The sequence below is a fragment of the Empedobacter tilapiae genome (assembly GCF_004785645.1).
Taxonomy (GTDB): Bacteria; Bacteroidota; Bacteroidia; order Flavobacteriales; family Weeksellaceae; genus Empedobacter; species Empedobacter tilapiae.
Map to the genome: position 1 here is coordinate 18,547 of NZ_SRPE01000016.1, position 25,934 is coordinate 44,480.

Genomic DNA, 25,934 nt, shown 5'->3' on the forward strand with positions numbered 1-25,934 from the left:
GATTTATGAACTTGCTAAGTTAAAATCCTTTGCTAGTTTAGCAACTATAAAATAGTTCATTTTATTTTTGTTTTCTTCCTAATACAACAACTTTTTCTATCCATTTATTTCTTACTTCTGGTGTAGCTGTTTTTACGACACCAATATACGTTACTCTTACTGGCTTTATTCCACAAAATTCCAATGTTGATTTTTTTAATTGGTTTACACTAGGTCGTCCATACACTAACCAATAATACCAACTAGGTTGGTCAAGTGTAGTAATAATATGAGCAGTTTTACCTTTTAATAATTTGTCCCACCAAACAGAGTTCTCTCGGTATTGAAAAGCAAATCCTGGTAAAAAAAGTCGGTCTATAAACCCTTTAGTAATGGCAGGAAGTCCACCCCACCAAACTGGATGTAGCCAAACCAAATGTTCTGCCCATTTAATTTTTTCCCAAGCCTCAACCAAATCAGGTTCTAATTCTGTTCTTTTTTGATAACCAAATTGGAGATTTGGATTGAATTGTAAATCTGCAATTACAATTTCTTTTACTTCTGCTCCTGTATTTTCTGCACCTTTTTTATATGCTAATGCAATTCCGTTATTGAAGGCATCTTTATTGGGATGCCCATTGATAATTAATATTTTCTTACCCATTTCTTTTTCTATTTAAAGTACAAATATCTTCATTGGATATTTACTTATATAGGACATTTGTCTAAAAAGAAATTTCTCGTCTAATACGACTTAAATGCCTTTGTGAAACTCCTAAATAAGAAGCTAAATATTGAAGTGGAATCTTCTCTATATATTCAGGTTGATTTTTTAGTAAGTCAGAATATCGTTGCGAAGCATTGTTTTTTTGTAGTTGAAATATTCTTTTTTCAAGTTCAATGTACTGTTTCTCTGCCATTAATCTTAAAAATCTCACCCAATTGGGACTTTGATTTGCTAAAACATCAATTATACTTTTAGGAATTGTTATCAATTCCACATTAGTAATAGCTTGAATGTTTTCTTCGGTAGATAGCTCTGTGATAAATGAAGAATATGCTGTCATGAAATTATTCGGAAAAGTAATACAATACGTTATTTCTTCTCCTTTATCAGAAACATAATAGGAACGCAAAGTTCCACTCAAAACAAAAGCAACATCTTTACAAGTCTCTCCTTCCCTAATAAAGTAATCTGCTTTTTTTAAGTTACTCTTTTTTCCTACACTTTTAATTTCTTCAATTTCTTTATCTGTTAAAATATTGATTTTTTTGAGATAGTTTTCTAACATTGACTCTAAGATATTGTCAATTAATAATTATTATAAAAATGAATTCGAGATTGTATCAAACTCATTTTGTTCTTTTACAAAATTATATCAAATTATATTGTCTCACGCAAAAAATAACAAACCAACTTAAATTCATTTTTTCACTTACTTTCTTCGACAATCCTTCGACCGTTGTTCGACTGTTGTTCGACAAAACATACTTTTTCTCGAACCATTGTCGAAGGACACTCGAACAAACCCCGAAGAAATAGACTATTTTGTCTTTCAAAAAAATAGACGACAAAATAAGAGATATACCTTATTGTAAATTAGTAAAAAAATGTGTTTTTCTTCTTCATTAATTCATTTCAAGGATATTATAAATAACATATGTTGCACAATATCAATTTGTAAATATCTTATCCTAGATAAACATTTAGGTTTTATATTTTTTAAAACTAAAATAAATAAACACAGCACTTATAAACATCAATATTGATGCTACTAAAAATGGAGCACTTGAAAATTCAAAAGGTGCATGTTCATGGGTGAAATAATAGAATAAATTAGTCATAACAGGAGGTCCAATAATAGAAGTTACGCTTACTAAACTTGTTAATGCACCTTGTAATTTTCCTTGCTGATCCGAAGGTATACTTTTACTAATTAAAGACGACTACCAAGTCAATAAAAAAGGTTATATAGAAAAGCCCTGGTATGATTCTATTATCAAAAAACAGATTAAAAAACACAACGATAATATGATTATTATGTTAGTTATTAAACTCATCTCCTCTATAATACTATTTTCTTATCTTTATAGAAGAGGCGATTTACTTCTTATTTTGACCGTTTTGAATACTTCTATCCAACGGTAAAATGCTTCTTTCAGATCTGTTTAAAATACAAAACCATTTATTCAAAACGACACTTGTTTAAAATCAGTATTTTAACCTAAAAAATATTGGTAGATAATTTCGATTATATTAAGTATCCTAGAAATCTATAAAATTGATCATCTACAAAACTGCATTATTATTAAATGTATAAAAAAATTCTACTCAGTTTTAATCCAAGTAGAATTTTATACTTACACTCTTTATGCTACAGAGTTTCTGGTTTAACCAAACTAATTTGATTTAGATATTACCAACATCACTTCTTCAACTCTATCAGAAGAAAATATCAAATTATAGCACTCTCAAGTACCCTTTTATCTCTAAAAATTATTTGTTTATCGGTTTGATTATTTTAATTAGTAAATTGTATAATATCCACCATTCTTTTCTCATATTCACCATCCTTCTCTTATATAAATGTCATTGTAATCTAATACTTCTAACAACTTTCCATCTCTATAATGTTCCAATTTTAAACTACCAGAATCTTTAGATAATGAATCACCAACTGATAGTTTTTCCTCACAATTAATAAAAGGACAACCAATTGATTTATTATTACCAGAAATAATCAATCCATTATGTTGTTTTTTGATTCTATATATAGAGTCAATTTTTTCATGAAATTCATCTGAAATAATCATATCCAAAAATATCTCCTTATTTGTTCGTTTATCTGAAAAGGTTATATAACCTATATAGCTAAACAAACCTAATAAAGGCAATAATAATACAGCTAATAATATCCACCATTCCTTTTTCATATGACTTAATTTTTACCGTTTAATAAAAGTTAAATAATCTGAAATTGGATCATTAATTTTCTTACAAAAATTCTCTACATTGCAAATGATAATAGAATCTTTCTTGTACACATACAGTTTTAACTCTCCTTCTTTTTTTATTACTGTATCTCCTTTGTTTGTATATTTTATTACTCCATGAAATTGTCTTGTATAATCTTTATAATTTGACGATTGATTAGTGATAGAATTAACTCCTTCTATCTCGAGTATTGAGGTTTGTTTTTTTATATTGGAAACAATGATGTTACAATAATCTTTTCGTATTTTTTTTTCTCCTTCCTTACAAATCTTATCCATATCTGTACAAGAAAATATGAGTAATAATAACAAAAAAGTATATTTCATATTGGTTTATTTTATCGTTTTATGAAAATTAGATAATCTGAAGTTGGATCATTAATTTTCTTACAAAAATCTTCTACATTACAAATAATAATAGAATCTTTCTTGTACACATACAGTTTTAATTCTCCTTTCTTTTTTACCACTGTATCTCCTTTCTCAGTGTATTTTATTACTCCATGAAATCCTCGTGTATCATCTTTATAATTTGAAGGTTGATTAGTGATAGAATTAACTCCTTCTATCTCGAGTATTGAGGTTTGTTTTTTTATATTGGAAACAATGATGTTACAATGATGTTTTAATCGTATTTCATTATTTTCTCTACAAATTTTATCCATATCTGTACAAGAAAATATGAGTAATAATAACAAAAAAGTATATTTCATATTGGTTTATTTTATCGTTTTATAAAAGTTAGATAATCTGAAGTTGGATCATTAATTTTCTTACAAAAATCCTCTACATTACAAATAATAATAGAATCTTTCTTGTACACATACAGTTTTAATTCTCCTTTCTTTTTTACCACTGTATCTCCTTTCTCAGTGTATTTTATTACTCCATGAAATCCTCTCGAATAATCTATATAGTTTGAAGGTTTATGAGAAACAGGATTTACACCTTCTATCTCAAGTATTAGTGTTTGCTTTTTTATATTGGAAACAATGATGTTACAATAATCTTTTTGTAAATCTTTTTCTCCTTCCTTACAAATTTTATCCATATCTGTACAAGAAAATATGAGTAATAATAACAAAAAAGTATATTTCATATTGGTTTATTTTATCGTTTTATAAAAGTTAGATAATCTGAAGTTGGATCATTAATTTTCTTACAAAAATCTTCTACATTACAAATAATAATAGAATCTTTCTTGTACACATACAGTTTTAACTCTCCTTCCTTTTTTACCACTGTATCTCCTTTCTCTGTATATTCTATTACTCCTTGAAATCCTCGTGTATCATCTTTATAATTTGAAGGTTGATTAGTAATAGAATTAACACCTTCTATCTCGAGTATTAGTGTTTGCTTTTTTATATTGGAAACAATGATGTTACAATGATGTTTTAATCTCATTTCTTGACTCTCTTTGCAAATCTTATCCATATCTGTACAAGAAAATATGAGTAATAATAACAAAAAAGTATATTTCATATTGGTTTATTTTTAAAATTTAACTCTACCATGTACAGTTGTATTTGCTGTAGATCTTTCTACAGAAAATCCTTTAGTTCCATATCCTATAGAATATGTTTTTTCTCCAGTATCTGAATACCCTCTTTCATTAGACGATTGTGAATAGCCTAAATAATAATTCCCTATGTTAGCATCTGTAGATAAGGATGTTCCTTGCATAGCATCTATAACATTTTTAGGAGTTTCATACCTATCAACAAACCCCATACTCGCACTTCTTCCAACTCCAAATGGACTACTTGATATTCCAACTCCAAAAGATCTATTTGTTGCAAAAGCAAATTCTCCATTTCCCATTATTAATGAGCCTGAAAATCCAAAATTAGCCGAAAAAATATTACCAGAGACTCCTACATTGAATACAACAGCATCAGGATTATATGGTAAATATTTGGGGTTGAAATTTCCTCTTGCTCTTTTAGCAAAATCTACTAAACTATTTCCTCCTCCTGTTCCATTAAAAAATTTTCGAGAAGAATGATGAGTCCTTACATTAACATTATATGCTCTAGAGGTCTCACCTGTCAAATAATCTACTGTCTCTTCTGGGACATCTAAATCAGATTGTTCATCAAAAGATGAAGGATTATTCTCTCCAGCAGTTACTGTTACCTTTCTATTCGTCGAAGTAGTTCCTCCATCAGAATAACTTTGATAACTAATCGCCCCAGGATGAGTAGCTAAATCGAACGTAATCCCTCCTACTCCAGAACTTACTTGTGTACTCTCATTACTCCCTTCATTAGTTGCTCCACTAGGATCTGCAAAATACACAGGATTATTATCAAAAGCGTTATAAGGTGATTTATTATAATGAATAACAGGATCCTGTACCATCCAACGGGCAAGAGCAGGATCATACATACGTAAATTCATATCGTACCAATTCATTCCCAAATCTCTCTGGAATTCAGCACTTCGTGCGGTATGTTCGTTAAAAGTTTATTTAAACTTTTTTCTCCATAATCATTATAATGGTAAGCGTAACTTTCGTTACCAGAATAATCCTTACGAACTACACCAATATCAATGAACCTCAAAGCAGGTTATAATAATCCTAATAAATCCAATAGATATGCGCCTCCTAAAAATAATATACAAAACATGACAAGACCTATAAATGCATTGAAGAACTCCTTGTCAATTAAATAAGATTAATTTTTAGTGTTTTTTCAAATTTAATTATCCAATAGATGTCCTATTTCCCAATCTGAAAATGGATTGTACATAAAAAGTAGTTTACCATCACTTTTCTCTACTTCAAAATTTGGATTTTCAAATAAATCAAATATTTTTTCAATAGACATATTTAAAGGTTTATCAACAATCTTGAGCTCACATGGTTTATTTATATTTTGAATTAAAATATTATTTTCATTAACACTTGTTATTTCTTTTATCTTGAATTCATTATTTAATAAAATAGGATTCGAGAATGTTTCTAATTTGCCTCCTCCTTTTATATTAATTAAAGTTTTTTGTTTATCCAAAATTATTTTATCTTCTTTCCTTTTAAAAGAAAATTCATCATAAGAAATTAATCCTATTTTTTGATTGGTTCTATGTGATAAGAGAACTATCCTTAAAAGTTCTTTGTACCCAAATTTTTTATCAAATTTTTTAAATTGATTTTTGGAACCCATTATAATAATAGAATATTCTTTATTTTTTCTAATCTCATAAAAATCAAAATCAGAATTAAAAAACACATCTTTAATTTTAAATTCAATATGGTTTGGTATTGAATCATTGTAAATTTTTAAATAATTCTGTCCATCAACATGGTATGACAAAATAATGAATAAGAATACAACCTTTTTATTTAACCACTTTAACGCCATTCTCATTGATTTGTAAATTTTTAATATTTGTTGATTGACCCTCATTTGATTTGATCCAACCTTTGGATTGATATTTTGGAATTGTTAGATCTCTACCTATATTACCATTTGTTTCTACTTTATTAGAAATAGTACCATATTTTAAGGTAGTTCGATCTCCATTCATAAATACATCTATATTATTTCCTATATTTCTTGATAAGAAATCAGCAATGGTACTACCTCCCCATGCTGCATTACATGATTGAAATACATAATTTTTTCCATTTTCTATATTACTACCTAAACTTATTAGGTTTTCTATATTATTGTTTACAACAATATTACGAATTGTACCATTTTCATAAGCATAAATATCTGAATCAATTACCCAATTATTTAATATACTTTCTTTATCCGAGCTCAAATACACTCTATATTCACCTGTACTAGGTATTGTTCCTCCATGTGTAATAAGTAACAAATTATTAATTTTCAATCCTTTTATAGATTCCAAAGCTTCATCTGTATTATCAACATTATATACATTATAACCTGATTTGCCCCATGACTTTTTATCAAACTCTCCTCCTTCTGTATCTGTATAAGTAAAATTAAGTATTACATTGGTTGTACTTTTTCCTTGTATTGTAGTCTCTATAGCACTTGTCCGAGCAATACTACTATATGGCACTCCAAAAGCCAATTTAGGGTCAGGAGTATCCCCACCTCCTTCTGTATCAGCTCCACTTGGATCTGCAAAATACACAGGATTATTATCAAAAGCGTTATAAGGAGATTTGTTATAATGAATAACAGGATCTTGTACCATCCAACGAGCAAGAGCAGGATCATACATACGTAAATTCATATCGTACCAGTTTATTCCCAAATCACTCTGGAATTCAGTTCTTCATACGGTATGCTCGTTAAAAGTTTATTTAAACTTTTTTTCTCCATAATCATTATAATGGTAAGCGTAACTTTCGCTACCCGAATAACTCATACGTTCTGTACCAATGTCAATAAACCTCAAAGCAGGTTATAATAATCCTAATAAATCCAATAGATATGCGCCTCCTAAAAATAATATACAAAACATGACAAGTCCTATAAATGCATTGTAAATGTCTTGTACAATACGGGTATCTTCATTTGTTTCAGTTAAATCTTCTTTTGTTAAACGTTTATTAAAAAATTTTAAGAAATAATATCTGGTATTTACCCCTAAAAATCGTATCATAAATCTTACTAAAATTATTTCAAATAGTACTTCCATTTTTATTTATTTTTATTTAAGCCATTACCGAGTTTAATTACTGGTACCCTATATAGCTAAATAGACCTTATAGAGGCAATAATAGTACGGCTAATTATCCATCGTTCTTTTTCATTCACCATCCTTCTCTTATATAAATGTCATTGTAATCTAATACTTCTAACAACTTTCCATCTCTGTAGTGCTCCAATTTTAAACTACCAGAATCTTTAGATACTGAATCACCTATCAAAAACTTATGTTCCCAATTTGAATAAATTTTATATTTTTCATCATTTCTTTTTCCTTTAATAATTAATACATTATGATCCCTCTTCTCTTTATAAATGTTATTTATACTATTATGAAAAGTTAAATTTTTAACATTATCTAAATAGATTTGTTTTCTTGTTCTTGTTTCTGTTAAATAATTGAATGTTCCTATTCCTATTATTAATCCCATTGGGAAAAGTATTATTATAATTAATATCCACCATTCTTTTCTCATATTCACCATCCTTCTCTTATATAAATGTCATTGTAATCTAATACTTCTAACAACTTTCCATCTCTATAATGTTCCAATTTTAAACTACCAGAATCTTTAGATAATGAATCACCTATCAAAAACTTATGTTCCCAATTTTGTGGTAAAACTATACGTTCATTCTTAGAAGCCACTGTATATTGATTATGATTTTTTGTTTGATGATAAATTAATTCTATTCGTCCATGAATTATATCTTGTTTAACAAAATCTAAAAACACTTCCTTATTTGTTCGTTTATCTGAAAAGGTTATATAACCTATATAGCTAAACAAACCTAATAAAGGCAATAATAGTACAGCTAATAATATCCACCATTCTTTTTTCATATGACTTAATTTTTTTATCTTAATAAATATGTATGACTGTTTTGGTACATCGCTCCTACTTCAAACTTTCCGCTTGGTCCTATACTTACCGATTTTTGTATATAACCTCTATTAATAGTTGATTCACCAAAGTTTGTAGGATTCATTTTACCACTACCCAATCCTGTTTTTTGAGAATCAATACTTCCTCCATAATTATAACCTACACCAGCAACAGGAGTAGTAAGTCCTAAACTATAAGCAGAACCTTCTCCTTCCATATCTCCTATATTAAATGCATTTCCATTTGTAGTCTCAATAGTTCCAGCATCAAAACCAAAACCACCTCCCCAGCCAATATTCCCATTAAATGAGAAAAAGAAAGCTGATTTACCAAATGTATCTTTTACTCGTCCAAATGTTACTCCAAAGCCTCCCATGAAAGCAAAATTAAAGTTTGCTTCCATAAAACTTCCTTTTCCCCAATTACCCCATATTTGATAAGCTTGTCTTACTCGATCGTTTAGTAACGAATTCAATTCTCCATACTTTTTTATAAAAACCTCAGGTAAATCTATAGATCCTTCAGGAGAATCAGGATAATCAGAATTATTAGAAACTTGTTTACTTAAAATATCTTTAGAACCATCTTTATCATTTGACTTAGAAGTATTTATTGCTCTATTACCACTTGTGGTATCTCCATGTACCGACCAATATTCTATTTTAGATACACCTGCTAATTGTCCTGCTGTTACTCCAAACCCCATCTTAGTATCTGCTATTCCATTTCCTCCATCATTACTATCATTACTCCCTTCATTAGTAGCTCCACTAGGATCTGCAAAATACACAGGATTATTATCAAAAGAATTATATGGTGATTTGGTATAATGAACAACAGGATCCTGTACCATCCAACGGGCAAGAGCAGGATCATACATACGTAAATTCATATCGTACCAATTTATTCCCAAATCACTCTGGAATTCGTTACCGTTATAATGGTAGGCATAACTTTCGTTACCAGAATAATCCATGCGAGCTACACCAATATCAATACCTGGTAATGCAGCAGCTTTGGGATAAGAAATTTCACCATCTTCTAAATCTCCTATAATTTTCCCTCCTTCGTATCCAGAGTGCTGTAAACCATAAGGATAATAATGATTTTCAGCAATTGTTTTCAGCTTATTTTCATTTTCATCCCACGCATAACTAACACGTGTATTTCCTAAATGATCTTTATAATTATAAACGTAACTTAGTTTTTCGGTATTGTCTTTTACAATAACATTTACATATCCCTCAGCAGTTGGAAAAAATTGTAGACTTCCGTTTTTATATTGAAAACCTTCTAAATAGTCTGTTTTTGTTATGGTTTTATTTGTTCCTTGGTTTACTTTAGAAACTTCTTTTCTTATCTTTTTTCCTGTTGCATCGTATACAAATGTTATTGTACTACCATTTAACCAAAGAACTTCTGTTGCTAGATTGAGGTGATTGTATTTTATATCTACAATATCTTTGCTATTATCTTTTTTCAGATTTCCGCTACCATCATATTCATATAAGACACCTGTTTTTGTCGAACTAAAACCAGATGGATGAACAGATAAATCTGTCACATAAGAGAGTTTGTTGGAGTTTGAGATATAGTTATATCGCAAATTATCAATAACAATTGGAGTAGAACCATTTTCTGTATCGCCATTACGCTGCAATGTTGTAATATTTCCATTATTATCATAAGCAATATTCTCATTGTAATAATTTTTTGAAAAAATTCCAATCCCTTTGTAAAAAATAGCATCTGTTAGTTGATTAACCCCATCATAACTGTAATCATAGCTTCTTAATGTATTATCTGAAGAAGATTTCCAAAAAGTTTGACTGATATTTCCATTGTATAAACTTGTAGCTGTTTCTGCTCGCCTTGGTCCATATTTCAATTGATCATAACTTATTTTGAAAGCAAAAAGTTTTGTCGCATCCGATAAAGAAGCATCTACATTGTTAATATCTGTCATCCATCCTCTAATATTGTATTTGTAATCAATATCTTGTAGAGGATTTACTTCTGTGTTTCCTATTTTTTTAGACTTTAATCGGCCTAAATCATCATATGTATTAACAGCTAATGTTTCTATTTTCCCACTATTAATACGGTGCGTATGTTTGGTTAAACGTAATAAAACGTAATAAATCATCATAATCAAAATGTTCTTCAATAATTCTTTCGGAATCTGATGAGTTTGGTTTCTTATGAATCACTTTACTATCAGTCGGTTTATCGACATAGTTCAGTTTAAAGAAACTTTTTGTATAACCATTTTCTGGATAATGAATTTCTGTTGCAACAGAACGTAAATAATCTTGATCATAAAAATTATAGGTTTTATTCCATGTTGTTGTTCCTAATATGTTTACAACACTAGTTGTTCCTAATCCTTTCAGTTTTTTTGAAGACGGATCATTTACAATGGTATGGTAAACACCTGTTGGAAATGTAACTCCTGTATTTTCGTACGTGTCATAATAATTTACAACCAACACCGTCATGTCCTTCTTTGGAAATGCAGAATTGGTATAGTGGATATTGCTTAGCCCATTGTTCTGAAAACTAAGTAACGATTTTTGTTCAAAATTAACCGTAGAAGAATCTAATTCCTCCTGTAAAGTAAGTCGTGTTGCAGATGATGTATGTAATCCAGAATAAACAACTCGTCCGTATTTATCATACTTAATAAAACTCCATTCTTTTCCTTTTTGATTAGCTGACTGTGTATAAACTACCCGATCATTTTTATCATAAACAATCGATTCCCATTGTTTATTAGGTTCCATTTTTTGCACCAAACGATTTCTTGAATCATATCGGTATTGATACCCTAAATTATCTAATAAAGTTGTTGTTATCGTACCTTTTTCGCTTAAAAGTGGTGGCAAAACATAGGCTAGGTTTCCATATACATCATAAATATAATAGGTATTTAAAGCAGTACCATTATTTAGTTTTCGTTCCAATACAACATGACCTTCTTTGTCTATGTATTGTTCTGTTAAATTATTTGTATTCCCATCTGATGATTTCCAATTTTCGTTACGAAGAATATTTTTATACAACATATTTTGAGCATACATAGTTGGAGTAGCTGTTAATGTACTGATGTAAATTTTTTCGTTTGTATTATATGATGTTATTAATTCAAATTTCTTTACGCCATCAGAATTTGAATTTAAAGCATACTCGTAACGAATTTCATGACCTCCATTCATTTTCCAATTTTCACCAGGAGATGATGTTTTTAACTTTCTTTGGAGAGTACTATTTTCAAATTCTGTTTCAGCATACACATAATTTGCATCTGTACCATATAAATTTAACCCATTGTAATAACTTTTGACAGAAGATTCATTTAGTCCTGTTTGGAACGAAAGAGTAGAAGAAACTGCCATTGGTAAATATTCCTTTGCTTGTCTTCCTAACGAATCGTATTGGGTTAAATTAACCAATGCTTTAAGGCTTGGATTAGATGATTTTGAAATCGTTTGAATTTCTCGTCCTAATCCATCTAAATATTTAATGGTCTGAATTTTCTTCGTACAACTTGCATCCACACAAACCGATTCCATTGTATAGTTTTCTGACTTTGTTTGTGCAAATAAACCAATCGGAAATAAACTAAAAATTAAAATAAACTTTCTCATTTGATTAATTCTTATAGTTATATTCATTTGATTTGATAACTGTTTTCGTACCATTATCATCCTCTTTCATAGCATTCAATAATCGTCCATACGCATCATAATTATAATAAATAGATGTTCCGTTAAGATTAATCATTTGCGTAACGCCTTTCAAAGGTTCATATATATAACCTGTTACCATAGCTGAAGAAGTGCTCGAAATCAAATTTTTCAACTTCGTTGTTAATATTGCATTATCTGCTACATCTTCTATTTCTTTTATTGTTGCTGATGATAAATTAGAAAGTTTTTCTCCTTCTATTTTTGCTACTGGATATGTTCCTTTATACCCCCAAATAACACTTGTTGTAACATCTTTTATTGTATACTGTGTTAAATTTCCATACGTATCATATGCATCAAATGATATTTCTTTATCAGTTGTTGTATTAGTTGTGTTAATAGGATTATTTCCTTTATTAACATAAACAAATTGAGGTAAAACTAAATTTTTAGTAGTGAATTTACCATACGTACTTTTTGTTTCTTCTACCTTAATATTTTTAGTCAGATTAGTCGTCTTCTTTGTAATAGGCGCAGAATGAATATTCATGTCAATTAAATCCGACATATTTACTTCAGCAGGATGATCCAACGGATAAGTTGTTTCCTGAACTATTTTTTCATTTCGACTATTTAACAAACTTACTTTCCAAGGATAAGTATGTTTTGGAGAAGAATTATATTCGTATGTCTCTTCTTTTACTATTTCTTGTCCATTCAATTTTTCTATCGTCGTCTTTTTGGTAGGCCTTATCCAATAGTTTTTAACAGAAAAAGTATCAAATATAAAGGGACGTTGATCTGGTTTAGCTCCATATTTTAATACAATACCTACATCTATAGTCTCTCCTCCATTGTTATTACCCAACCACCCTTTGTTTAATTGTGTACTATAGTCATGTTCATAAATTTCTTTTCTTACCCAATCTCCAGATGCATTAAAATCAATTACTTCTTTCAATTATCCATCCATTGGCCAAAAAAGCTGAATAACATTACGCGGACGATACCCATAATTATTATAATGATCATTATCAAATTTATATTGCTTTTTAAAAGTAATCCCTTCTCCTTTATAAATTTCTTGTACATATTCATACCCAACAGCTTTACCTCTAACTGTAGAAGTCTGCCATCCTGGATTATTAGTGACAGAAAGTTTTTGTAAGTAAGATGTATAAAACGTTACTTCATCTGGTTTAAATGGAATTTCATCATACACAACAGGATCAAAAAATGACTCTCCAAAATTTCTACCCGAAGATTTTCCTGTAATCGGATTTTTATAGGAAAACTCTCTTGTGATAACATTTCCTTTATCATCCTTCGATTTTAAACTTTTTATTCTTAAAGTACCTACAACCCCCGTATCTGAGGATTCTTTTGGTATTTTTTCAATTGTAACAAACTCTGCTTCACATTCATAATTATACATTGTCGCTGGAAGAATTGAAATCCTATAATCTCCATCATTTACATTTGTTGACCAATTACTGTATTTATCTGATTCAAAAATAATCGAATTATTAGCTAAATTTTTAATCTGTATTTTACACCCTCCTACTGCGCTCGGTTCATTTTGTTTACCTATTACTTTAAATGTTCCGCTTATTCTTTTTTCAAAATTTTGGTTTATACTAAAATCATACTGCAAATTAGAATCTGTACTTATATAGCCTGGGTAATCTATTATTTCATAATCATCAGGTAGCGTAAAATCTTTCAAGAACTCATCATTTTCATATTTAATCTCTGTAAATCCTTTCGTAGGGTAAGTAATTCTTTTCAGATTACCGAGTACTCCATAAGTAATATCTACTTCTTTATTTGCTCCAGAAGAACCTATAACAAACCCTTGCAATCCAACTACATTTCGAACAGTAGGAATAGCTGTTGTATTCTCTTTCCCATTATAAACACCCCAATAATCTTGATCGTTTGAAATTCGAGTTGGATTTTTAATTCCTTCGTAGTAATCCAATTTATATATTCCACCTGTATTTTTTTCTTCTACAGAAGTCAAAAATAAGCGGTAGTCAATTCCATTCAGATAGTCTTTATCACTTGAGTATGTTTCAGAAGATTGAATATATTTATAGTTCAATTCATAATTTCGAATAATACTTCCTGAATTATTTTTAACTACAATTGTTTTTAAAATTTTATCTCCTGGTAAGTCTTTTCTTTCGATATCACTTCCACTTAATTTAGAGATATAGGTAAATTCTACAACTCCGTTCGGAAAATTAATACTAGTTAAAATAGACTCTTTATTTTGAGTAGTGTTATAACATGTCTCTGGAGCTAAACCAAATCCTTTAGGTAGTTGACCATTTTCATAAGTTGAAATAGGTTTTGTATGAGATACAGATGTAATATAATGAGAGTTAACATATTCATTGTAAGTATACACAATCTTATTATTGGTTGGAGTAATAATTTCTTTTATTTTATAATTTGGATCATTGTATTCAAATCCAACGCTATTATTACAAGAGTTATAGCTTTTAACCAATTCATCTTTTATGAATGTATGAAGAATCCCTTTGTCATTGTAAATTTTCATATCATCCCATGATCTCTTTATTTTATCTTGATTCATAGGCATAGGAACACCATCAATTCCATTTGCACGAACAATAAAATGCCCACCACTACCTACAATATTATACGAATAAACATCTGGTTGCAAATCTTGCGGTTTGGTGCTTCCTTGCATAATATCTAGAACCTCTCTTGCTAGCTGTTTATCATTCTCATTATGAACAGGATCGAATGTTATGTGATTTATAACAGGCCGAGTTCCTGTTTTAATAAAATCTGGAGTTCCAAAACTTGTTGAGAAAGTGAAGCTCCTATATTTAGACTCCATCCTAAACCTGTTCTTGTAGCTATTTCGCCTACTGTAACACCTTTTGTAGAATAATTTAATTGAATTGGAATTTTTGTACCATTTAAATCTATATCATAAATAGGAATTGTAAAAGTTGCTACACCTGTATAATTCCCTGAAGGAATATCAACAAATTTACTTAGTCCATTTGCTTCAGGAGTTTTAGGAAACATATCTGGTGTTAAAGAAGATGAGTTACTTAACTCAGCTGGATTAGTTTGTGCAAAAATATTTACGCTTAAAAATAAGCATAACAAAGGAATATATATTTTTTTCATGGCTTATTTTTTAATAACTTTGATAGAATGAGATTGCTTATCTACATTAAATTGTATAATGTAAATACCACTTGGGTAATTTCTTAAATCAATTGCTGTTGTACGAGAATTTATTTTAAAATCCTGTAATTTTTGACCTGTAAGATTGTAAACAGAACCTGTAGTTGGTTCTATTCCTTGTTGAATCAATAAGTTGATGTAATCAGAAGTTGGGTTAGGATATAACTCAACTAACTCTCTTTTAATTTCGGAATTTTTATTCCCTAATTTTATTATCCTAAAATCTTGATTGGAAGATGTAGAAGTGTTTTTTGAATTTGAATTCCCAATTAAGATAATAGATTGATCACGCGTCTGAAAAGCAAATTGTAAATCATTATAACCAGATTCTTTCAATTCTTTTCTCCAATTTTCAGCACCATTTATATCCAAACTAAATATTGTATAAAATGAAGTCGGGATGATATTCTGATCTTTTTTGAAACCTTGTTGACTTCCTGCAATTAAAAAATCGTTATTCTCTAATTTAAAAAGACTATTAATTGAGAATTTATTATTTAATTCTTTTCTTATTTCACTATGTATACTACCATTTTTATCAACTTCTAAAATAACCAATTGGCTTTTATCATTTTCATTCGTTGAAATAAGTAAATTTAAATGATCATTTTTTTCGTCTACAGCATGTAGAAAGTCATCCTCTTGTGTTGAAATTATTTTTTTTCTCGATTCAACTTCACCTTTTTTTGTTAAAATAATCATTTCTACATCAAAACCATTGTCTTGTTGTATAGTTGTTTCATCGATTGAATTAGTATTGCCTAAGAGAATAAAACCGTTTTTGGTTTCTTGAATATATTTTACTTCTTCATTTAGATTTCCTCCTATTGTTTTTTCCCAAACGATATTTCCTTTAGAATCTAATTTAATGAGCCAATAATCAAAACCACCAAAACCTATTTCACTTTTATCGAAGCTTTTACCAGAATTCGATTCTCCTGCTAGCAAATAGCCGCCATCGTGAGTTCTGATCACTTGACGTAAAAAATCATTACCAGTACCACCTAATGTTTTTTGCCATTGAATATTTTTTCCAGCATCTAATTTAATGACCCAATAATCGTGAAGCCCTTTAGAATTTTCCGTTTTATCTCGTCCTTTGTCGGAGTCTGAAGATCCTGCTAATAATATTCCTCCATCTGGTGTGGAAACAGCAGCATAAAGAAAATCATTTCCTGAGCCACCAAAAGTGTGTTGCCATTCTTGCTTACCATTCTCATCCAGCTTGGAAATAAAATAATCTAATCCTCCTTCAGATAAATTATCTATATTTTTAGAGAAATTAGAACCTGAACTTCCTAAAAGTATAAAACCGTAATCAGGTGTTGATATAGCATGATATAAGTATTCAGCGTTTTCTCCTCCTATTGATTTTTCCCATAAAACATCTTGTTGAGCAGAAATAATAAGCATAGGAAATAAGGAAAAAATAGAAAGTAAAGTTTTTTTCATATTACTTATTGTTAATTACTTAAATATATAAAAAATAATTAACAATACTATATATGAGATTATTATTATTATTTTTTTTCTACCTCTCTAAAATAAAATAATTTTTAAAATATTATAACAGCTTTTATGTAAAAAAGAAATATAAAGCCTCCAATTAGGAGGCTTTTTATATTCTAGAATAACCATTATGTGAAATAGGTTACTTTAACTGCTATTTGTTTAAAACAAAATGTAAAATAAACCTATTTTTAGCTTAAACATTTAGGTTTTATATTTTTTAAAACTAAAATAAATAAACACAGCACTTATAAACATCAATATTGATGCTACTAAAAATGGAGCACCTGAAAATTCAAAGGGTGCATGTTCATGGGTGAAATAATAGAATAAATTAGTCATAACAGGAGGTCCAATAATAGAAGTTACGCTTACTAAACTTGTTAATGCTCCTTGTAATTCTCCTTGCTTATCCGAAGGTATACTTTTACTAATTAAAGACTGTAAAGAAGGTCCGCAAATTCCTCCTAAAGAATAAGGTATTAAAAAAACAAACATCATCCATCCCTTATTTGCAAAAGCAAATAATAAAAGTCCTAATCCATAAAATAACAATCCTAAGTAAATGCTTTTTTGCTCTCCTAATCTGGGAGCACTCCATCGAATCAACACGCCTTGTACCAACCCTATGCATAACCCTAAGATTCCTAAAGAAATCCCCACTAATCTTTCTGTCCAATTAAATGTATACATCGTAAAGAAATGCCAGATACTCTGAACAGCGTGAAGTCCAATATAAACGAGTACTAAAGCGAATACTAGATTAGAAATTTTAGGATGTTTAAATAAAAATTGAAGCGAACTTATTGGATTTGCACGTTTCCACTCAAACGGTCTTCTTTTACTTTTATCTAAACCCTCAGGAAGCATAAAATATCCATAGAAGAAATTCAGCAGACATAATAGTGCTGCTACATAAAAAGGCACTCTGGCTCCATAATGCCCCAATAAACCTCCTAAAACAGGACCTATTACAAATCCTAAACCAAATGCAACTCCAATTAATCCGAAATTCTTTGTTCTGTTTTCATCCGTTGATATATCAGCAATATAAGCACTTGCTGTAGAAATGCTAGCACCAGTTAGTCCTGCGATAACACGACCTATAAATAACCATTCAATAGAAGGTGCTAGAGCTAATAAAATATAATCGATAGAAAAACCAAAAAGGGAGATTAATAAAATCGGACGTCTACCATATTTATCACTAAGATTACCGACTATAGGTGCAAATACAAATTGTGTAAATGCATAGGCAAAACCAAGCCAACCTCCATATTTTGCTGTTTCACTAATGTCACTATGAATAAGTTCGCTTATCAGTTTCGGAACAACTGGAAGTATGATACCCCAACCTATTATATCTAATAACAGCGTAATAAATATAAACCCAACTGCTGCTTTTTTATCTGTTTTTTTCATAGGATAAAAGTAGTCAGCCTTGCCAAACAGATAATTGACGATTTAATAGGTTTTAAGTACTATTTCTAACGTGTTTTTGGATTAATTTAAAGCATCAACTATCCTACTATATTATTCCTCCTCTCGATATAACTTTGGTGATATACCTGTATTCCGTTTAAAATATCTACAAAATACACTCGTATCTGTAAATTCTAATTCATTGCTAATTTCTTTTATCGATAAGTTTGAAGATTTGAGTAATGTTTTTGCATGCAACACAAGAACATAATCAATCCACTGTAAAGTAGATTTCCCAGTATTTTGTTTTAGAAAAGACGAAAGGTACTGCGTACTTAAATGTAGTTTATCTGCATAAAACTGTACATTTCGTTGCTTGTGTGCATATTTAGAAACTAAAGAATAAAAGTTATCGATAATTTCATGTGTTCGATTCTTTGTTTGATTTTTAAGTGAAGGTACATTCTGATACTTTTCAGTAATCAAATGAATCAAACTCATCACAAGATGTTTGAGCATTTCTGTTTTATGACTACTTTGTTTCTTGTCGTATACTTTTTCAATAAGCTTGATGAGTTCTTCCTGTAAAAGAAGTTCTTCCTGATCCAACCTAATTATCGGCTGCCAACGAATCTGATCATTCATTACAAACTCTCTTAAGATTGGAAATGTTGATATAAAATCTAAAGAAAGACCTATCGTAACTATCTCTGCATCTTCACTTAAAGATTTTGTTTCTATCATAATCTGTGGAGGAACAATGGCTATATCTCCTTCTTGTACTTCATATTCAGAAAAATGAATTTGAGTCTTCATTGAACCTTTTAATACAACACCTATTAACAAACCTTCAAACAGACGACTATGCTTTTTATAATTTTGATTTGCCTTATTGTGTTGATGAAAAACAACAATACCTTCTATTCTACTTGTCGTATCAAGATTATATAAACTATAAACATTGTCAAGCGTTATAAATAAAGCCATATCTACACCTATTTTTTAATATTAGAAGTATCTCACTCCTTTCAATTTCGTCATCAACCTCTATGTCTAACAAATACGATGTTAAGTGAAATCAATTTTACAAGAATAATCTATCGTCAGGTTTAGATTCAATTTCATTTATTGTTTTATTGAAATTATTATTTTGTTTCAGAACTTCAAATATTTTTTCTCTAAATCTAAGTATATTTTTTCCCTTTTCATCAACGTGCAAAGAATCCGACAAACCACCTATGACAATTGAAATATTATTTATTTTTATTGAATTTATTCCTGTATCTGGCATAATCGACAATCCTTCTTTGTTCATAACATATGTTTCAGATTTTATTGTGTCCATGTAATTTTCAAAAAATAGTTTTGCAATTTTATTTTTTTCATTTTTTGTCAAAACAATTGAATCTTTAATTTCGAAATAATCACTTTCAATAACTCCAGAATTAAGATTAAAATTATAGTCTAAGTTTGAAAATTCAATTTCGTAATTATTAAAATTTTCAGAATTAAAAATTCGTTTTTGTTTACTCTCGAATTTATTACATGAAAGTAAAAAACAAATTAAAATTCCAATTAATAGTTTAGATTTCATTTGTATATAGGATTTTTGGATTGGTTGTACTAACGAAAAAAAAGTTTAATTCTTTATCTGAAATATTGAGTTACACAACAGTTACCAATTTTAGCTGTAGCTATAATTTTTCAATGTACTTTTCGTAATCGCTTTTTTCAAGAACTTCTTTTGCTGTCAATTTGTAAATATCTTTCCAAGAATCAGAACCATATTTTTTTACATATTGGGATATAATTCTAAATCCTAACCAATAATTGATTGACTTTGGAGCGTCTGGAAAAAGTTTATGTTTATCATTTCTCAATAAAGGATTGTTTCCCGAAGAATCTGAAAAATATGATTTTGTTTTTATAAATATTTCCTTTTCATTCTTTACATACCAATCCCAATTTTCTTTTGACATATTTTCAACAGCTTCGTATTCTGGAATTTTTTTATCAAAGAAAACGTAAGTAAAATAACAAGCGAATCCCTCATCAATCGTTTGGCTTAAAGCAGAATTTCTATCAATATCATTATTTCTAAATTTTTCATAAACCAAATGATTCAATTCGTGCGGTAGTCCTTTTTCTAATGTATAAATAATGTCTATTGATTTATTATTTAATTCTAATGCAAACTGTTGCGCATCACATCCGCCAAAGCCAATCCCTGTAATTGGTGTAAACAAAATACTTATTTTGGCATTTGGTTGATAAGGAACTAAATGATTGAATCTTTTAAGATTTTTTTTGAATAATTTATTGATATTTATTTTGCTAATTATATTAGCTCGTTCAATATATTCGCTTCTATTTTTGTCCAAAATTGTTTGATTCCATCTAATCATTCCTTCTTCATTATTGAAACGATTTGCATTTTCATCTCCAAAAATTTGAGCATAACAGCTATCCCATATTTTCTTGTGTGGTAGATAAACATTATTCACAATCATTTTAGAATCGAATATATTATCCTTATGAGCAATAATTTGAGATTTAAATAAATTATGAATTATAATATTTTGAACTTTTATACTATCGGAAATTTTAGAGATGTTGTTATAATCAAAATCAATATCTTGAGCTTTTGTATTTGAAAATGAACAGAAAACAAGAATTACTAAAAGTTGGATAAATCCTTTCATTTAAATTTTGACGATTTTTTGTATAGTTGTAGATTAGCTAATTTATAAAAAAAGATTATATGAAAAGTAGTCTTAGATAAAAATGCTTAACTTTATATTATACATCTAGCACTACTTATGATAATGCGATGTTAGCTCCTCCCATAGTTAATTAGTTAGAAAAATAAGTCTTTAATGAATAAAAAATTTTCTTAACATCAGCATTTGGGAAAAATCCTGCACTATTAATACAATTAATTTCTACGATTTTCCATCCAATTTCAGTTAGGCATACATCCATTACAAATGCTTCAGCAACATTAAATTTATTCACCATCTCTTTGGCAAAGTTTATCGCATCGTTTTCTACAGATTCTTCGAAAGGTATATCCTTTAAAATTTTATAATAAACTGCATCTATTATTTCTTTTCCAACAATCCATAATCTTGCTTCTTTAATGATTTCTCTTGGTGTTGAAATTTGTATTAAAGAATTTTCATTTATTAATGGTGTATTTGGATTACTTAAAGTATTTTCAACAAAGGTTTCCCATTTGTTTTTTGTGAAAGTATCTCCTCTAAAGAGTTTTGCAAATTTATATGGTTTAATAAATTTTTCCTCATTAACATTCCAATCCAGTTTCCCTCCAAATTTTCGAATTTCAACTTGATAATTCAAAAGGTTATCTCCAAAATATTTAGAGTTTATCTCAAACAAGTGATTACCACCATAAAACGAACCTGGTTTCCAATGTGTATTTTCTTTTGCCAACATCGCAAGTTTTACAGAGCCGTAAACAAAAACATCATTACGATTTTCTTTAATTTCAAGTTTATTAATTGATGAATTCAAGTCAATTTTTTCAAATGGAATATTTAATTCCTCAAGAATTGGATAAATTCTATCAAAGTCAGGATCTTTATAAATATTAGATTGAATTAAGATATACATACAGTTTTTATATGGTTGCAGCTAATGAAAAACGCATTAGCGCATTAATCGAAGCAAAAAGTTCAATTCACACCGAAACGTAGCCAAAGCCAATTCATTGAATAAATTTAAAGAAAAAAACATATATAATTCGTTATTGGCGATGATAGAATTTATTTGAGGTCATAAACATAAGTTTCTATTTCATTTTCGACTAATGATTCGTTAATTAAGGGTTCAATTTTATCCCAAGTTCCACCTGCAAGTCCGCAACCAATTCTCGGCATATGAACAGTTGCTTTTTTATCAATAGCAAATTGTCCAACTTTTTTAAGCCCCTCCAAAATTGCTTCATAACGAATTGGTGCATTACCATTTTCGTCCTTATTAATTTTATGTTGTCCAATTAAATTAGCCACCCAAAGTTTTTCTTCTACTTGTACAAATTGAACTTGTCCAAGACTAAAATTGTCGTTTGATTTAAACCATTGTCTATATTGTTGTTCAGGCTGTTTCCATCGTTTAGTAATTGCCATTACAAAACCTTTTCCCCAACCACCAATATCATTGCAAACATGAACAATAATTTTATTTCCATTTATATGAGGATTTGTGGCATCGCCAATTATATAATACACTTTTGCCATTGAGATTCAAATTCAGTTTTAATTATAGAAAATTTTTCAAATTCATTAAATATAAGAGGTTGGTCAGCTAGAAAACCAAATTCATCTTCTATAAGTTCGTTGTTGTATTTTAATATTTTACCATTTTCATAAACTTCGATTTGACGAAGTACATCTCCATCTTCATTTGTTTCAAAGTAATAAATACAAGCTCCCCAATTTTCAGAATGTTCAACTCTGTCTTCTTCAAAATATCTTTTGTAATAAAGTTTCTTCATAGGATTTCCGCTAACGGTTCTGGGTTTTACCAAGTGGCAGTCAATCAAAAATAAAAATTTCAGTTTTGCACGAATTTAGTCAATATTCAAAGCTGTTGACTAAATTACAAAAAAAGCTAATGCTCACTGTATTGACGGCATAAAAGTACAAACGTTTAACTTAGATATTACTCCGCTATTTTGCAAAACTACATGTTAACTGTAGTTTCTTTATTTCTTTTCTGTGTCTGGCTCTTGATAAATAATGCCTCCGTTACCGATTACTTTATGATATTTCCCCTTAAAATCTCGTGATTTTACTCCAATTTTTTTAAGAATTTCTTCAGATTTAGATTTTATTTTTAGCCACTTTTCATCTTTTCCAATAAATTCATAATCCCAAATTTCGTTAGGAATTTCCTCCACTTGATTTCTAAAGTTCAAAAGCTCCTTTTTGTATTTAGATTCAATTCTTTGATTTCGAAAAACTGTCTCGAAACAAACAGGTAAAAATGCATAATCCATTTCTTCATACAATTCGGTTAGAGGATCAATCAGAATTGCTTCCATATTATATAATTCGTTAGAATTGTATGTGAAAAGAATTAAAGAGTTAATCAGGTTCGTATAATAGAAATCTACATTCTTATCGTATTCCAATAATTCGCTTTTCATAAGTCTACTTTCGTTTAACTCATTAAAAAACTGTGCTTCTGATTCTATTTTAACTTCATTTTTTTGTTTTGATTTAAAGAAATTGAATTTCATAGACTAAATTTTGTTTGAAATTACAGCTAACGAAAAAGTATTAGCTCCGTTTGGTCGTTCTTGAGCTTTTAAGTTCTTCAAAAGCCCACACTTCGCCAATACTTTTCCAGATTGTCTAAATTTAAAGAAAAAAACAAAATGAAAAGCAGCGGTAAATAAATATTGCAAATCTTTCTATTACACATTTAACCCTACTTCTGATAATACAATGCTATCTATTGCTTTTTTGAAATGTTTCAATTTTATGTCTGATTCCCATCATTAAGATTGCCAAAATTCCAAATACTAAAGTAAGCCAAGGGGTATATTCTACGCCATATTGAACAATGACTAGCCCCCCAATAGTTGTTCCAATTGTAACTCCTAAATTACCAAAAGATGTAGCTAGGCTGTTAGCAAATTCCATTGCTTCGGGAGCGGATGAGATCATGTAAGTTGAAGCATTTAAAAAACTAGGAGAATATAGAAATCCCCAAAGTGCGACAACTGCTATTGTTGCCCAAGTATTTCCTCCCGAAAAATGAAGCAAAATAGGTATAATAAATGTTCCTGACAGAAAAAACAAAGTTGTTTTCTTTACGTTTTTATTCAACATTTTACCTGAAACAAAACTAGCAAGCACTCCAACTATTCCAAATATAAACAACATATAACTGACCATTGTATTATCCATTTCCTTGGTTTTATTCAAGTATTCAGCAAAATAGCTATACATAGAGAACCAAGCAGAAATCATGAAAAAATTCATTGCTGAACTGATGATAAAAGTCGGCTTTTTCAATATTTGAATTTGGCTCCCGTAAGATTTTTTTTCCTTAACAGGCATATTGGGAAGTCCAAAATAAATGAAGCATAAGGCAATAAAACTCACCAAAGCTTGTATCATAAAAGAATATTCCCAAGTCAGCTTACTGGCAATGTAAGTAGCAAAAGGAACAGTAGTAACCATTGCTATGGCAATACCGCTGAAAACTATACTCATCAGCTCGTTTTCATTGGATTTATTCCCTTTTGAAACGGCTACGGATAATGCCATTGCAATATAAACAGGTTGTAAGAAGGCTGGTAATATCCTCACTAACATTAACAACCAAAAAGGTGGCGAAAAAGAAGAAACAACTCCTGTGATAAGGAAAATAAATAAAGTGGTGAACATTATCTTTTTTCGGTCAAAACCTGAAAACAGTAAAGTCATAAACGGTCCTGTCAGTGCAATGACCAATGCAAAAGCACTTAATAAAATTCCTGCTTTGTCTATGCTAATATTATAATATTCTGCTATTTGAGGTAAGATACCAATTACCCCGAATTCTGTTGTAATAATTCCTAAAAAACCAATACAACCAATGTATGCGTATTTCTTCATTTGCTCTATAATTTCTATTTGAGAGGGCAAAAGTATTTTTAAAACGCTAAATTTGCATTGTACGCAGTTAAATGTAGGGTACTAACAAATTTGTAAGTAATGGCAAAAAGAAAAGAAAATTCAACAAACAGTTTCAATGAAAAGCAAATTATGGAATGTGAATTAGCATACGCTGTGTGTAAGATTGGAGGTCGTTGGAAATTATTGATTATGTGCAAATTAGAAAACGGAAAATTACGTTTCAGCGAATTACGAAATCAAATTGACGGAATTACAGAACGAATGCTCACACTCCAATTACGTGAATTGGAGAAAGAAGGTTTAGTAAAGCGTACCGTTTATGCCGAAGTTCCCCCACGAGTTGAATATGAATTGACAGCAATTTCAAAAGAATTAATCCCAATCTGGCGTATGTTAGAACATTGGGGTGCTAAACATAAAGCTATAAATAAAATTCATATTGAGGAGACTGTTGGGTAAAGGTTACATATAAAGAATTGTGACTTGGCGAAGTGCGGGATTGAATTGAGCGAATGTTCAAGTTCAGACCCAAGCGAAGCCAAAGCTGTTCCATTATTTGTAAACTTACGAAAAATACGAATATGGACAGCTTTTGGCGGAATAGAAAACAATAGCGTTCAATCTAACCAAAACCCCGCATTTTGCCAAGCTGATGTTGAACTAAACCTCCGGTAGCTTTCGCTGCGATGATTTCGTACCTTAGTATATTAATATTAAACAATTGATACTATGGTAACTAAAAAAAATCTCCGGAGGAATTAAGAGCGAACAAATACATTAATCGCGCTTGTAGTGAAATTACGGGTTTTTCTGAACTTCTGCAACGTTTTCAGCGAAATATTTCCATTTTAGGCAGAAGCCAGCGTACTTTCGAGAATTATTCTCGGCATGTGGCGGCAATGGCGTTGCATTTTGGAATTCTTCCTACGGAATTAC

Annotated in this window: 29 protein-coding genes and 1 pseudogene; 1 reads left to right on the forward strand and 29 read right to left on the reverse strand. The window is 29.6% G+C overall.

Going from position 1 to position 25,934, the window contains the following annotated elements; all coding sequences use genetic code 11:
* Positions 1-61 precede the first annotated feature (61 nt).
* The 29 genes and pseudogenes from E4J94_RS16680 to E4J94_RS16820 all read right to left on the reverse strand — a co-directional run bounded on the left by E4J94_RS16680 (position 62) and on the right by E4J94_RS16820 (position 24,977).
* Complete coding sequence (locus E4J94_RS16680) at positions 62-643, reverse strand: NAD(P)H-dependent oxidoreductase (RefSeq protein ID WP_135836917.1); 582 nt, start codon at positions 641-643, stop codon at positions 62-64.
* Between the two features lie 61 nt (positions 644-704).
* The gene (locus E4J94_RS16685; protein WP_135836918.1) at positions 705-1,271 is read right to left on the reverse strand and encodes a Crp/Fnr family transcriptional regulator; all 567 of its coding nucleotides are present in this window, start codon (positions 1,269-1,271) and stop codon (positions 705-707) included.
* A gap of 415 nt (positions 1,272-1,686) precedes the next feature.
* Positions 1,687-1,923, reverse strand: a pseudogene (locus E4J94_RS17870) (tetracycline resistance MFS efflux pump); the annotation flags it as partial.
* Between the two features lie 621 nt (positions 1,924-2,544).
* Positions 2,545-2,913, reverse strand: a complete 369-nt coding sequence (locus E4J94_RS16695) for a hypothetical protein (protein ID WP_135836919.1) — start codon at positions 2,911-2,913, stop codon at positions 2,545-2,547.
* Between the two features lie 12 nt (positions 2,914-2,925).
* Positions 2,926-3,300, reverse strand: coding sequence for a hypothetical protein (locus tag E4J94_RS16700; RefSeq protein ID WP_135836920.1), 375 nt, complete (start codon positions 3,298-3,300; stop codon positions 2,926-2,928).
* Between the two features lie 11 nt (positions 3,301-3,311).
* Positions 3,312-3,686, reverse strand: a complete 375-nt coding sequence (locus E4J94_RS16705; RefSeq protein ID WP_135836921.1) for a hypothetical protein — start codon at positions 3,684-3,686, stop codon at positions 3,312-3,314.
* An 11-nt stretch (positions 3,687-3,697) separates the two neighbouring features.
* Positions 3,698-4,072 (reverse strand): hypothetical protein, encoded by a 375-nt coding sequence (locus E4J94_RS16710; RefSeq protein WP_135836922.1) that lies wholly within the window; start codon positions 4,070-4,072, stop codon positions 3,698-3,700.
* An 11-nt stretch (positions 4,073-4,083) separates the two neighbouring features.
* Positions 4,084-4,458 (reverse strand): hypothetical protein, encoded by a 375-nt coding sequence (locus E4J94_RS16715; RefSeq protein WP_135836923.1) that lies wholly within the window; start codon positions 4,456-4,458, stop codon positions 4,084-4,086.
* A gap of 12 nt (positions 4,459-4,470) precedes the next feature.
* On the reverse strand, positions 4,471-5,391 hold the full coding sequence (locus E4J94_RS17875) for an RHS repeat-associated core domain-containing protein (RefSeq protein ID WP_246034364.1): 921 nt from the start codon (positions 5,389-5,391) through the stop codon (positions 4,471-4,473).
* Positions 5,392-5,678: 287 nt separating this feature from the next.
* Complete coding sequence (locus tag E4J94_RS16725; protein WP_135836924.1) at positions 5,679-6,341, reverse strand: hypothetical protein; 663 nt, start codon at positions 6,339-6,341, stop codon at positions 5,679-5,681.
* On the reverse strand, positions 6,319-7,212 hold the full coding sequence (locus E4J94_RS16730) for an RHS repeat-associated core domain-containing protein (protein WP_262710494.1): 894 nt from the start codon (positions 7,210-7,212) through the stop codon (positions 6,319-6,321). Before E4J94_RS16730 ends, E4J94_RS16725 begins: the two co-directional genes overlap by 23 nt.
* A 150-nt stretch (positions 7,213-7,362) precedes the next feature.
* Entirely contained in the window at positions 7,363-7,599 is a 237-nt protein-coding gene (locus E4J94_RS16735; protein ID WP_135836925.1) for a hypothetical protein, read from the reverse strand.
* Between the two features lie 115 nt (positions 7,600-7,714).
* Positions 7,715-8,041 (reverse strand): hypothetical protein, encoded by a 327-nt coding sequence (locus E4J94_RS16740; protein WP_135836945.1) that lies wholly within the window; start codon positions 8,039-8,041, stop codon positions 7,715-7,717.
* A 47-nt stretch (positions 8,042-8,088) separates the two neighbouring features.
* Positions 8,089-8,454, reverse strand: coding sequence for a hypothetical protein (locus E4J94_RS16745; RefSeq protein ID WP_135836926.1), 366 nt, complete (start codon positions 8,452-8,454; stop codon positions 8,089-8,091).
* Between the two features lie 14 nt (positions 8,455-8,468).
* Complete coding sequence (locus E4J94_RS17880; protein ID WP_135836927.1) at positions 8,469-10,646, reverse strand: RHS repeat domain-containing protein; 2,178 nt, start codon at positions 10,644-10,646, stop codon at positions 8,469-8,471.
* Positions 10,594-12,144: a DUF6443 domain-containing protein gene (locus E4J94_RS16755; protein WP_135836928.1), complete on the reverse strand. Its 1,551-nt coding sequence runs from the start codon at positions 12,142-12,144 to the stop codon at positions 10,594-10,596. Before E4J94_RS16755 ends, E4J94_RS17880 begins: the two co-directional genes overlap by 53 nt.
* A gap of 4 nt (positions 12,145-12,148) precedes the next feature.
* Positions 12,149-13,147, reverse strand: coding sequence for a hypothetical protein (locus E4J94_RS16760; protein WP_135836929.1), 999 nt, complete (start codon positions 13,145-13,147; stop codon positions 12,149-12,151).
* Positions 13,148-15,058: a hypothetical protein gene (locus E4J94_RS16765; RefSeq protein ID WP_168801907.1), complete on the reverse strand. Its 1,911-nt coding sequence runs from the start codon at positions 15,056-15,058 to the stop codon at positions 13,148-13,150. It abuts the gene before it with no gap.
* Positions 14,974-15,357 carry a DUF4139 domain-containing protein gene (locus E4J94_RS16770; RefSeq protein ID WP_135836931.1) on the reverse strand — a complete coding sequence of 128 codons (384 nt, stop codon included), beginning with the start codon at positions 15,355-15,357 and terminating at the stop codon, positions 14,974-14,976. The genes E4J94_RS16765 and E4J94_RS16770 overlap by 85 nt, the downstream gene beginning before the upstream one ends.
* 3 nt (positions 15,358-15,360) lie before the next feature.
* The gene (locus tag E4J94_RS16775) at positions 15,361-16,869 is read right to left on the reverse strand and encodes a T9SS type A sorting domain-containing protein (protein ID WP_135836932.1); all 1,509 of its coding nucleotides are present in this window, start codon (positions 16,867-16,869) and stop codon (positions 15,361-15,363) included.
* A gap of 261 nt (positions 16,870-17,130) precedes the next feature.
* On the reverse strand, positions 17,131-18,348 hold the full coding sequence (locus tag E4J94_RS16780; RefSeq protein WP_135836933.1) for a TCR/Tet family MFS transporter: 1,218 nt from the start codon (positions 18,346-18,348) through the stop codon (positions 17,131-17,133).
* Positions 18,349-18,459: 111 nt separating this feature from the next.
* Positions 18,460-19,335, reverse strand: a complete 876-nt coding sequence (locus E4J94_RS16785; protein ID WP_135836934.1) for a helix-turn-helix domain-containing protein — start codon at positions 19,333-19,335, stop codon at positions 18,460-18,462.
* A gap of 97 nt (positions 19,336-19,432) precedes the next feature.
* On the reverse strand, positions 19,433-19,942 hold the full coding sequence (locus tag E4J94_RS16790; protein WP_135836935.1) for a hypothetical protein: 510 nt from the start codon (positions 19,940-19,942) through the stop codon (positions 19,433-19,435).
* A 100-nt stretch (positions 19,943-20,042) separates the two neighbouring features.
* Positions 20,043-21,050, reverse strand: a complete 1,008-nt coding sequence (locus E4J94_RS16795) for a DUF2268 domain-containing putative Zn-dependent protease (RefSeq protein ID WP_135836936.1) — start codon at positions 21,048-21,050, stop codon at positions 20,043-20,045.
* Positions 21,051-21,201: 151 nt separating this feature from the next.
* Positions 21,202-21,981 carry an ATP-grasp domain-containing protein gene (locus E4J94_RS16800; protein ID WP_135836937.1) on the reverse strand — a complete coding sequence of 260 codons (780 nt, stop codon included), beginning with the start codon at positions 21,979-21,981 and terminating at the stop codon, positions 21,202-21,204.
* Positions 21,982-22,133: 152 nt separating this feature from the next.
* Positions 22,134-22,607 carry a macro domain-containing protein gene (locus E4J94_RS16805; RefSeq protein ID WP_135836938.1) on the reverse strand — a complete coding sequence of 158 codons (474 nt, stop codon included), beginning with the start codon at positions 22,605-22,607 and terminating at the stop codon, positions 22,134-22,136.
* Positions 22,586-22,864 carry a hypothetical protein gene (locus tag E4J94_RS16810; RefSeq protein WP_135836939.1) on the reverse strand — a complete coding sequence of 93 codons (279 nt, stop codon included), beginning with the start codon at positions 22,862-22,864 and terminating at the stop codon, positions 22,586-22,588. The genes E4J94_RS16805 and E4J94_RS16810 overlap by 22 nt, the downstream gene beginning before the upstream one ends.
* A gap of 210 nt (positions 22,865-23,074) precedes the next feature.
* Complete coding sequence (locus E4J94_RS16815) at positions 23,075-23,611, reverse strand: hypothetical protein (protein WP_135836940.1); 537 nt, start codon at positions 23,609-23,611, stop codon at positions 23,075-23,077.
* 211 nt (positions 23,612-23,822) lie between these two features.
* Positions 23,823-24,977: an MFS transporter gene (locus E4J94_RS16820; protein WP_135836941.1), complete on the reverse strand. Its 1,155-nt coding sequence runs from the start codon at positions 24,975-24,977 to the stop codon at positions 23,823-23,825.
* Between the two features lie 99 nt (positions 24,978-25,076).
* On the opposite strand from E4J94_RS16820, the gene E4J94_RS16825 reads away from it, so the two are divergent.
* Complete coding sequence (locus E4J94_RS16825) at positions 25,077-25,457, forward strand: winged helix-turn-helix transcriptional regulator (RefSeq protein WP_135836942.1); 381 nt, start codon at positions 25,077-25,079, stop codon at positions 25,455-25,457.
* The last annotated feature ends 477 nt before the right edge of the window (positions 25,458-25,934 follow it).

Excerpts from the sequence above, each read along its gene's own strand:
- E4J94_RS16765 (WP_168801907.1), bottom strand. The coding sequence starts at position 15,058 with ATGGAGTCTAAATATAGGAGCTTCACTTTCTCAACAAGTTTTGGAACT.
- E4J94_RS16680 (WP_135836917.1), bottom strand. The coding sequence starts at position 643 with ATGGGTAAGAAAATATTAATTATCAATGGGCATCCCAATAAAGATGCC.
- E4J94_RS16795 (WP_135836936.1), bottom strand. The coding sequence starts at position 21,050 with ATGAAAGGATTTATCCAACTTTTAGTAATTCTTGTTTTCTGTTCATTT.
- E4J94_RS16695 (WP_135836919.1), bottom strand. The coding sequence starts at position 2,913 with ATGAAAAAGGAATGGTGGATATTATTAGCTGTATTATTATTGCCTTTA.
- E4J94_RS16700 (WP_135836920.1), bottom strand. The coding sequence starts at position 3,300 with ATGAAATATACTTTTTTGTTATTATTACTCATATTTTCTTGTACAGAT.
- E4J94_RS16780 (WP_135836933.1), bottom strand. The coding sequence starts at position 18,348 with ATGAAAAAAACAGATAAAAAAGCAGCAGTTGGGTTTATATTTATTACG.
- E4J94_RS16815 (WP_135836940.1), bottom strand. The coding sequence starts at position 23,611 with ATGAAATTCAATTTCTTTAAATCAAAACAAAAAAATGAAGTTAAAATA.
- E4J94_RS16820 (WP_135836941.1), bottom strand. The coding sequence starts at position 24,977 with ATGAAGAAATACGCATACATTGGTTGTATTGGTTTTTTAGGAATTATT.
- E4J94_RS16710 (WP_135836922.1), bottom strand. The coding sequence starts at position 4,072 with ATGAAATATACTTTTTTGTTATTATTACTCATATTTTCTTGTACAGAT.
- E4J94_RS16810 (WP_135836939.1), bottom strand. The coding sequence starts at position 22,864 with ATGAAGAAACTTTATTACAAAAGATATTTTGAAGAAGACAGAGTTGAA.
- E4J94_RS16785 (WP_135836934.1), bottom strand. The coding sequence starts at position 19,335 with ATGGCTTTATTTATAACGCTTGACAATGTTTATAGTTTATATAATCTT.
- E4J94_RS16685 (WP_135836918.1), bottom strand. The coding sequence starts at position 1,271 with ATGTTAGAAAACTATCTCAAAAAAATCAATATTTTAACAGATAAAGAA.
- E4J94_RS16735 (WP_135836925.1), bottom strand. The coding sequence starts at position 7,599 with ATGGAAGTACTATTTGAAATAATTTTAGTAAGATTTATGATACGATTT.
- E4J94_RS16740 (WP_135836945.1), bottom strand. The coding sequence starts at position 8,041 with ATGGGATTAATAATAGGAATAGGAACATTCAATTATTTAACAGAAACA.
- E4J94_RS16825 (WP_135836942.1), top strand. The coding sequence starts at position 25,077 with ATGGCAAAAAGAAAAGAAAATTCAACAAACAGTTTCAATGAAAAGCAA.
- E4J94_RS16725 (WP_135836924.1), bottom strand. The coding sequence starts at position 6,341 with ATGGCGTTAAAGTGGTTAAATAAAAAGGTTGTATTCTTATTCATTATT.
- E4J94_RS17880 (WP_135836927.1), bottom strand. The coding sequence starts at position 10,646 with ATGATGATTTATTACGTTTTATTACGTTTAACCAAACATACGCACCGT.
- E4J94_RS16770 (WP_135836931.1), bottom strand. The coding sequence starts at position 15,357 with ATGAAAAAAATATATATTCCTTTGTTATGCTTATTTTTAAGCGTAAAT.
- E4J94_RS16805 (WP_135836938.1), bottom strand. The coding sequence starts at position 22,607 with ATGGCAAAAGTGTATTATATAATTGGCGATGCCACAAATCCTCATATA.
- E4J94_RS17875 (WP_246034364.1), bottom strand. The coding sequence starts at position 5,391 with ATGAATTGGTACGATATGAATTTACGTATGTATGATCCTGCTCTTGCC.
- E4J94_RS16715 (WP_135836923.1), bottom strand. The coding sequence starts at position 4,458 with ATGAAATATACTTTTTTGTTATTATTACTCATATTTTCTTGTACAGAT.
- E4J94_RS16745 (WP_135836926.1), bottom strand. The coding sequence starts at position 8,454 with ATGAAAAAAGAATGGTGGATATTATTAGCTGTACTATTATTGCCTTTA.
- E4J94_RS16755 (WP_135836928.1), bottom strand. The coding sequence starts at position 12,144 with ATGAGAAAGTTTATTTTAATTTTTAGTTTATTTCCGATTGGTTTATTT.
- E4J94_RS16705 (WP_135836921.1), bottom strand. The coding sequence starts at position 3,686 with ATGAAATATACTTTTTTGTTATTATTACTCATATTTTCTTGTACAGAT.
- E4J94_RS16790 (WP_135836935.1), bottom strand. The coding sequence starts at position 19,942 with ATGAAATCTAAACTATTAATTGGAATTTTAATTTGTTTTTTACTTTCA.
- E4J94_RS16800 (WP_135836937.1), bottom strand. The coding sequence starts at position 21,981 with ATGTATATCTTAATTCAATCTAATATTTATAAAGATCCTGACTTTGAT.
- E4J94_RS16775 (WP_135836932.1), bottom strand. The coding sequence starts at position 16,869 with ATGAAAAAAACTTTACTTTCTATTTTTTCCTTATTTCCTATGCTTATT.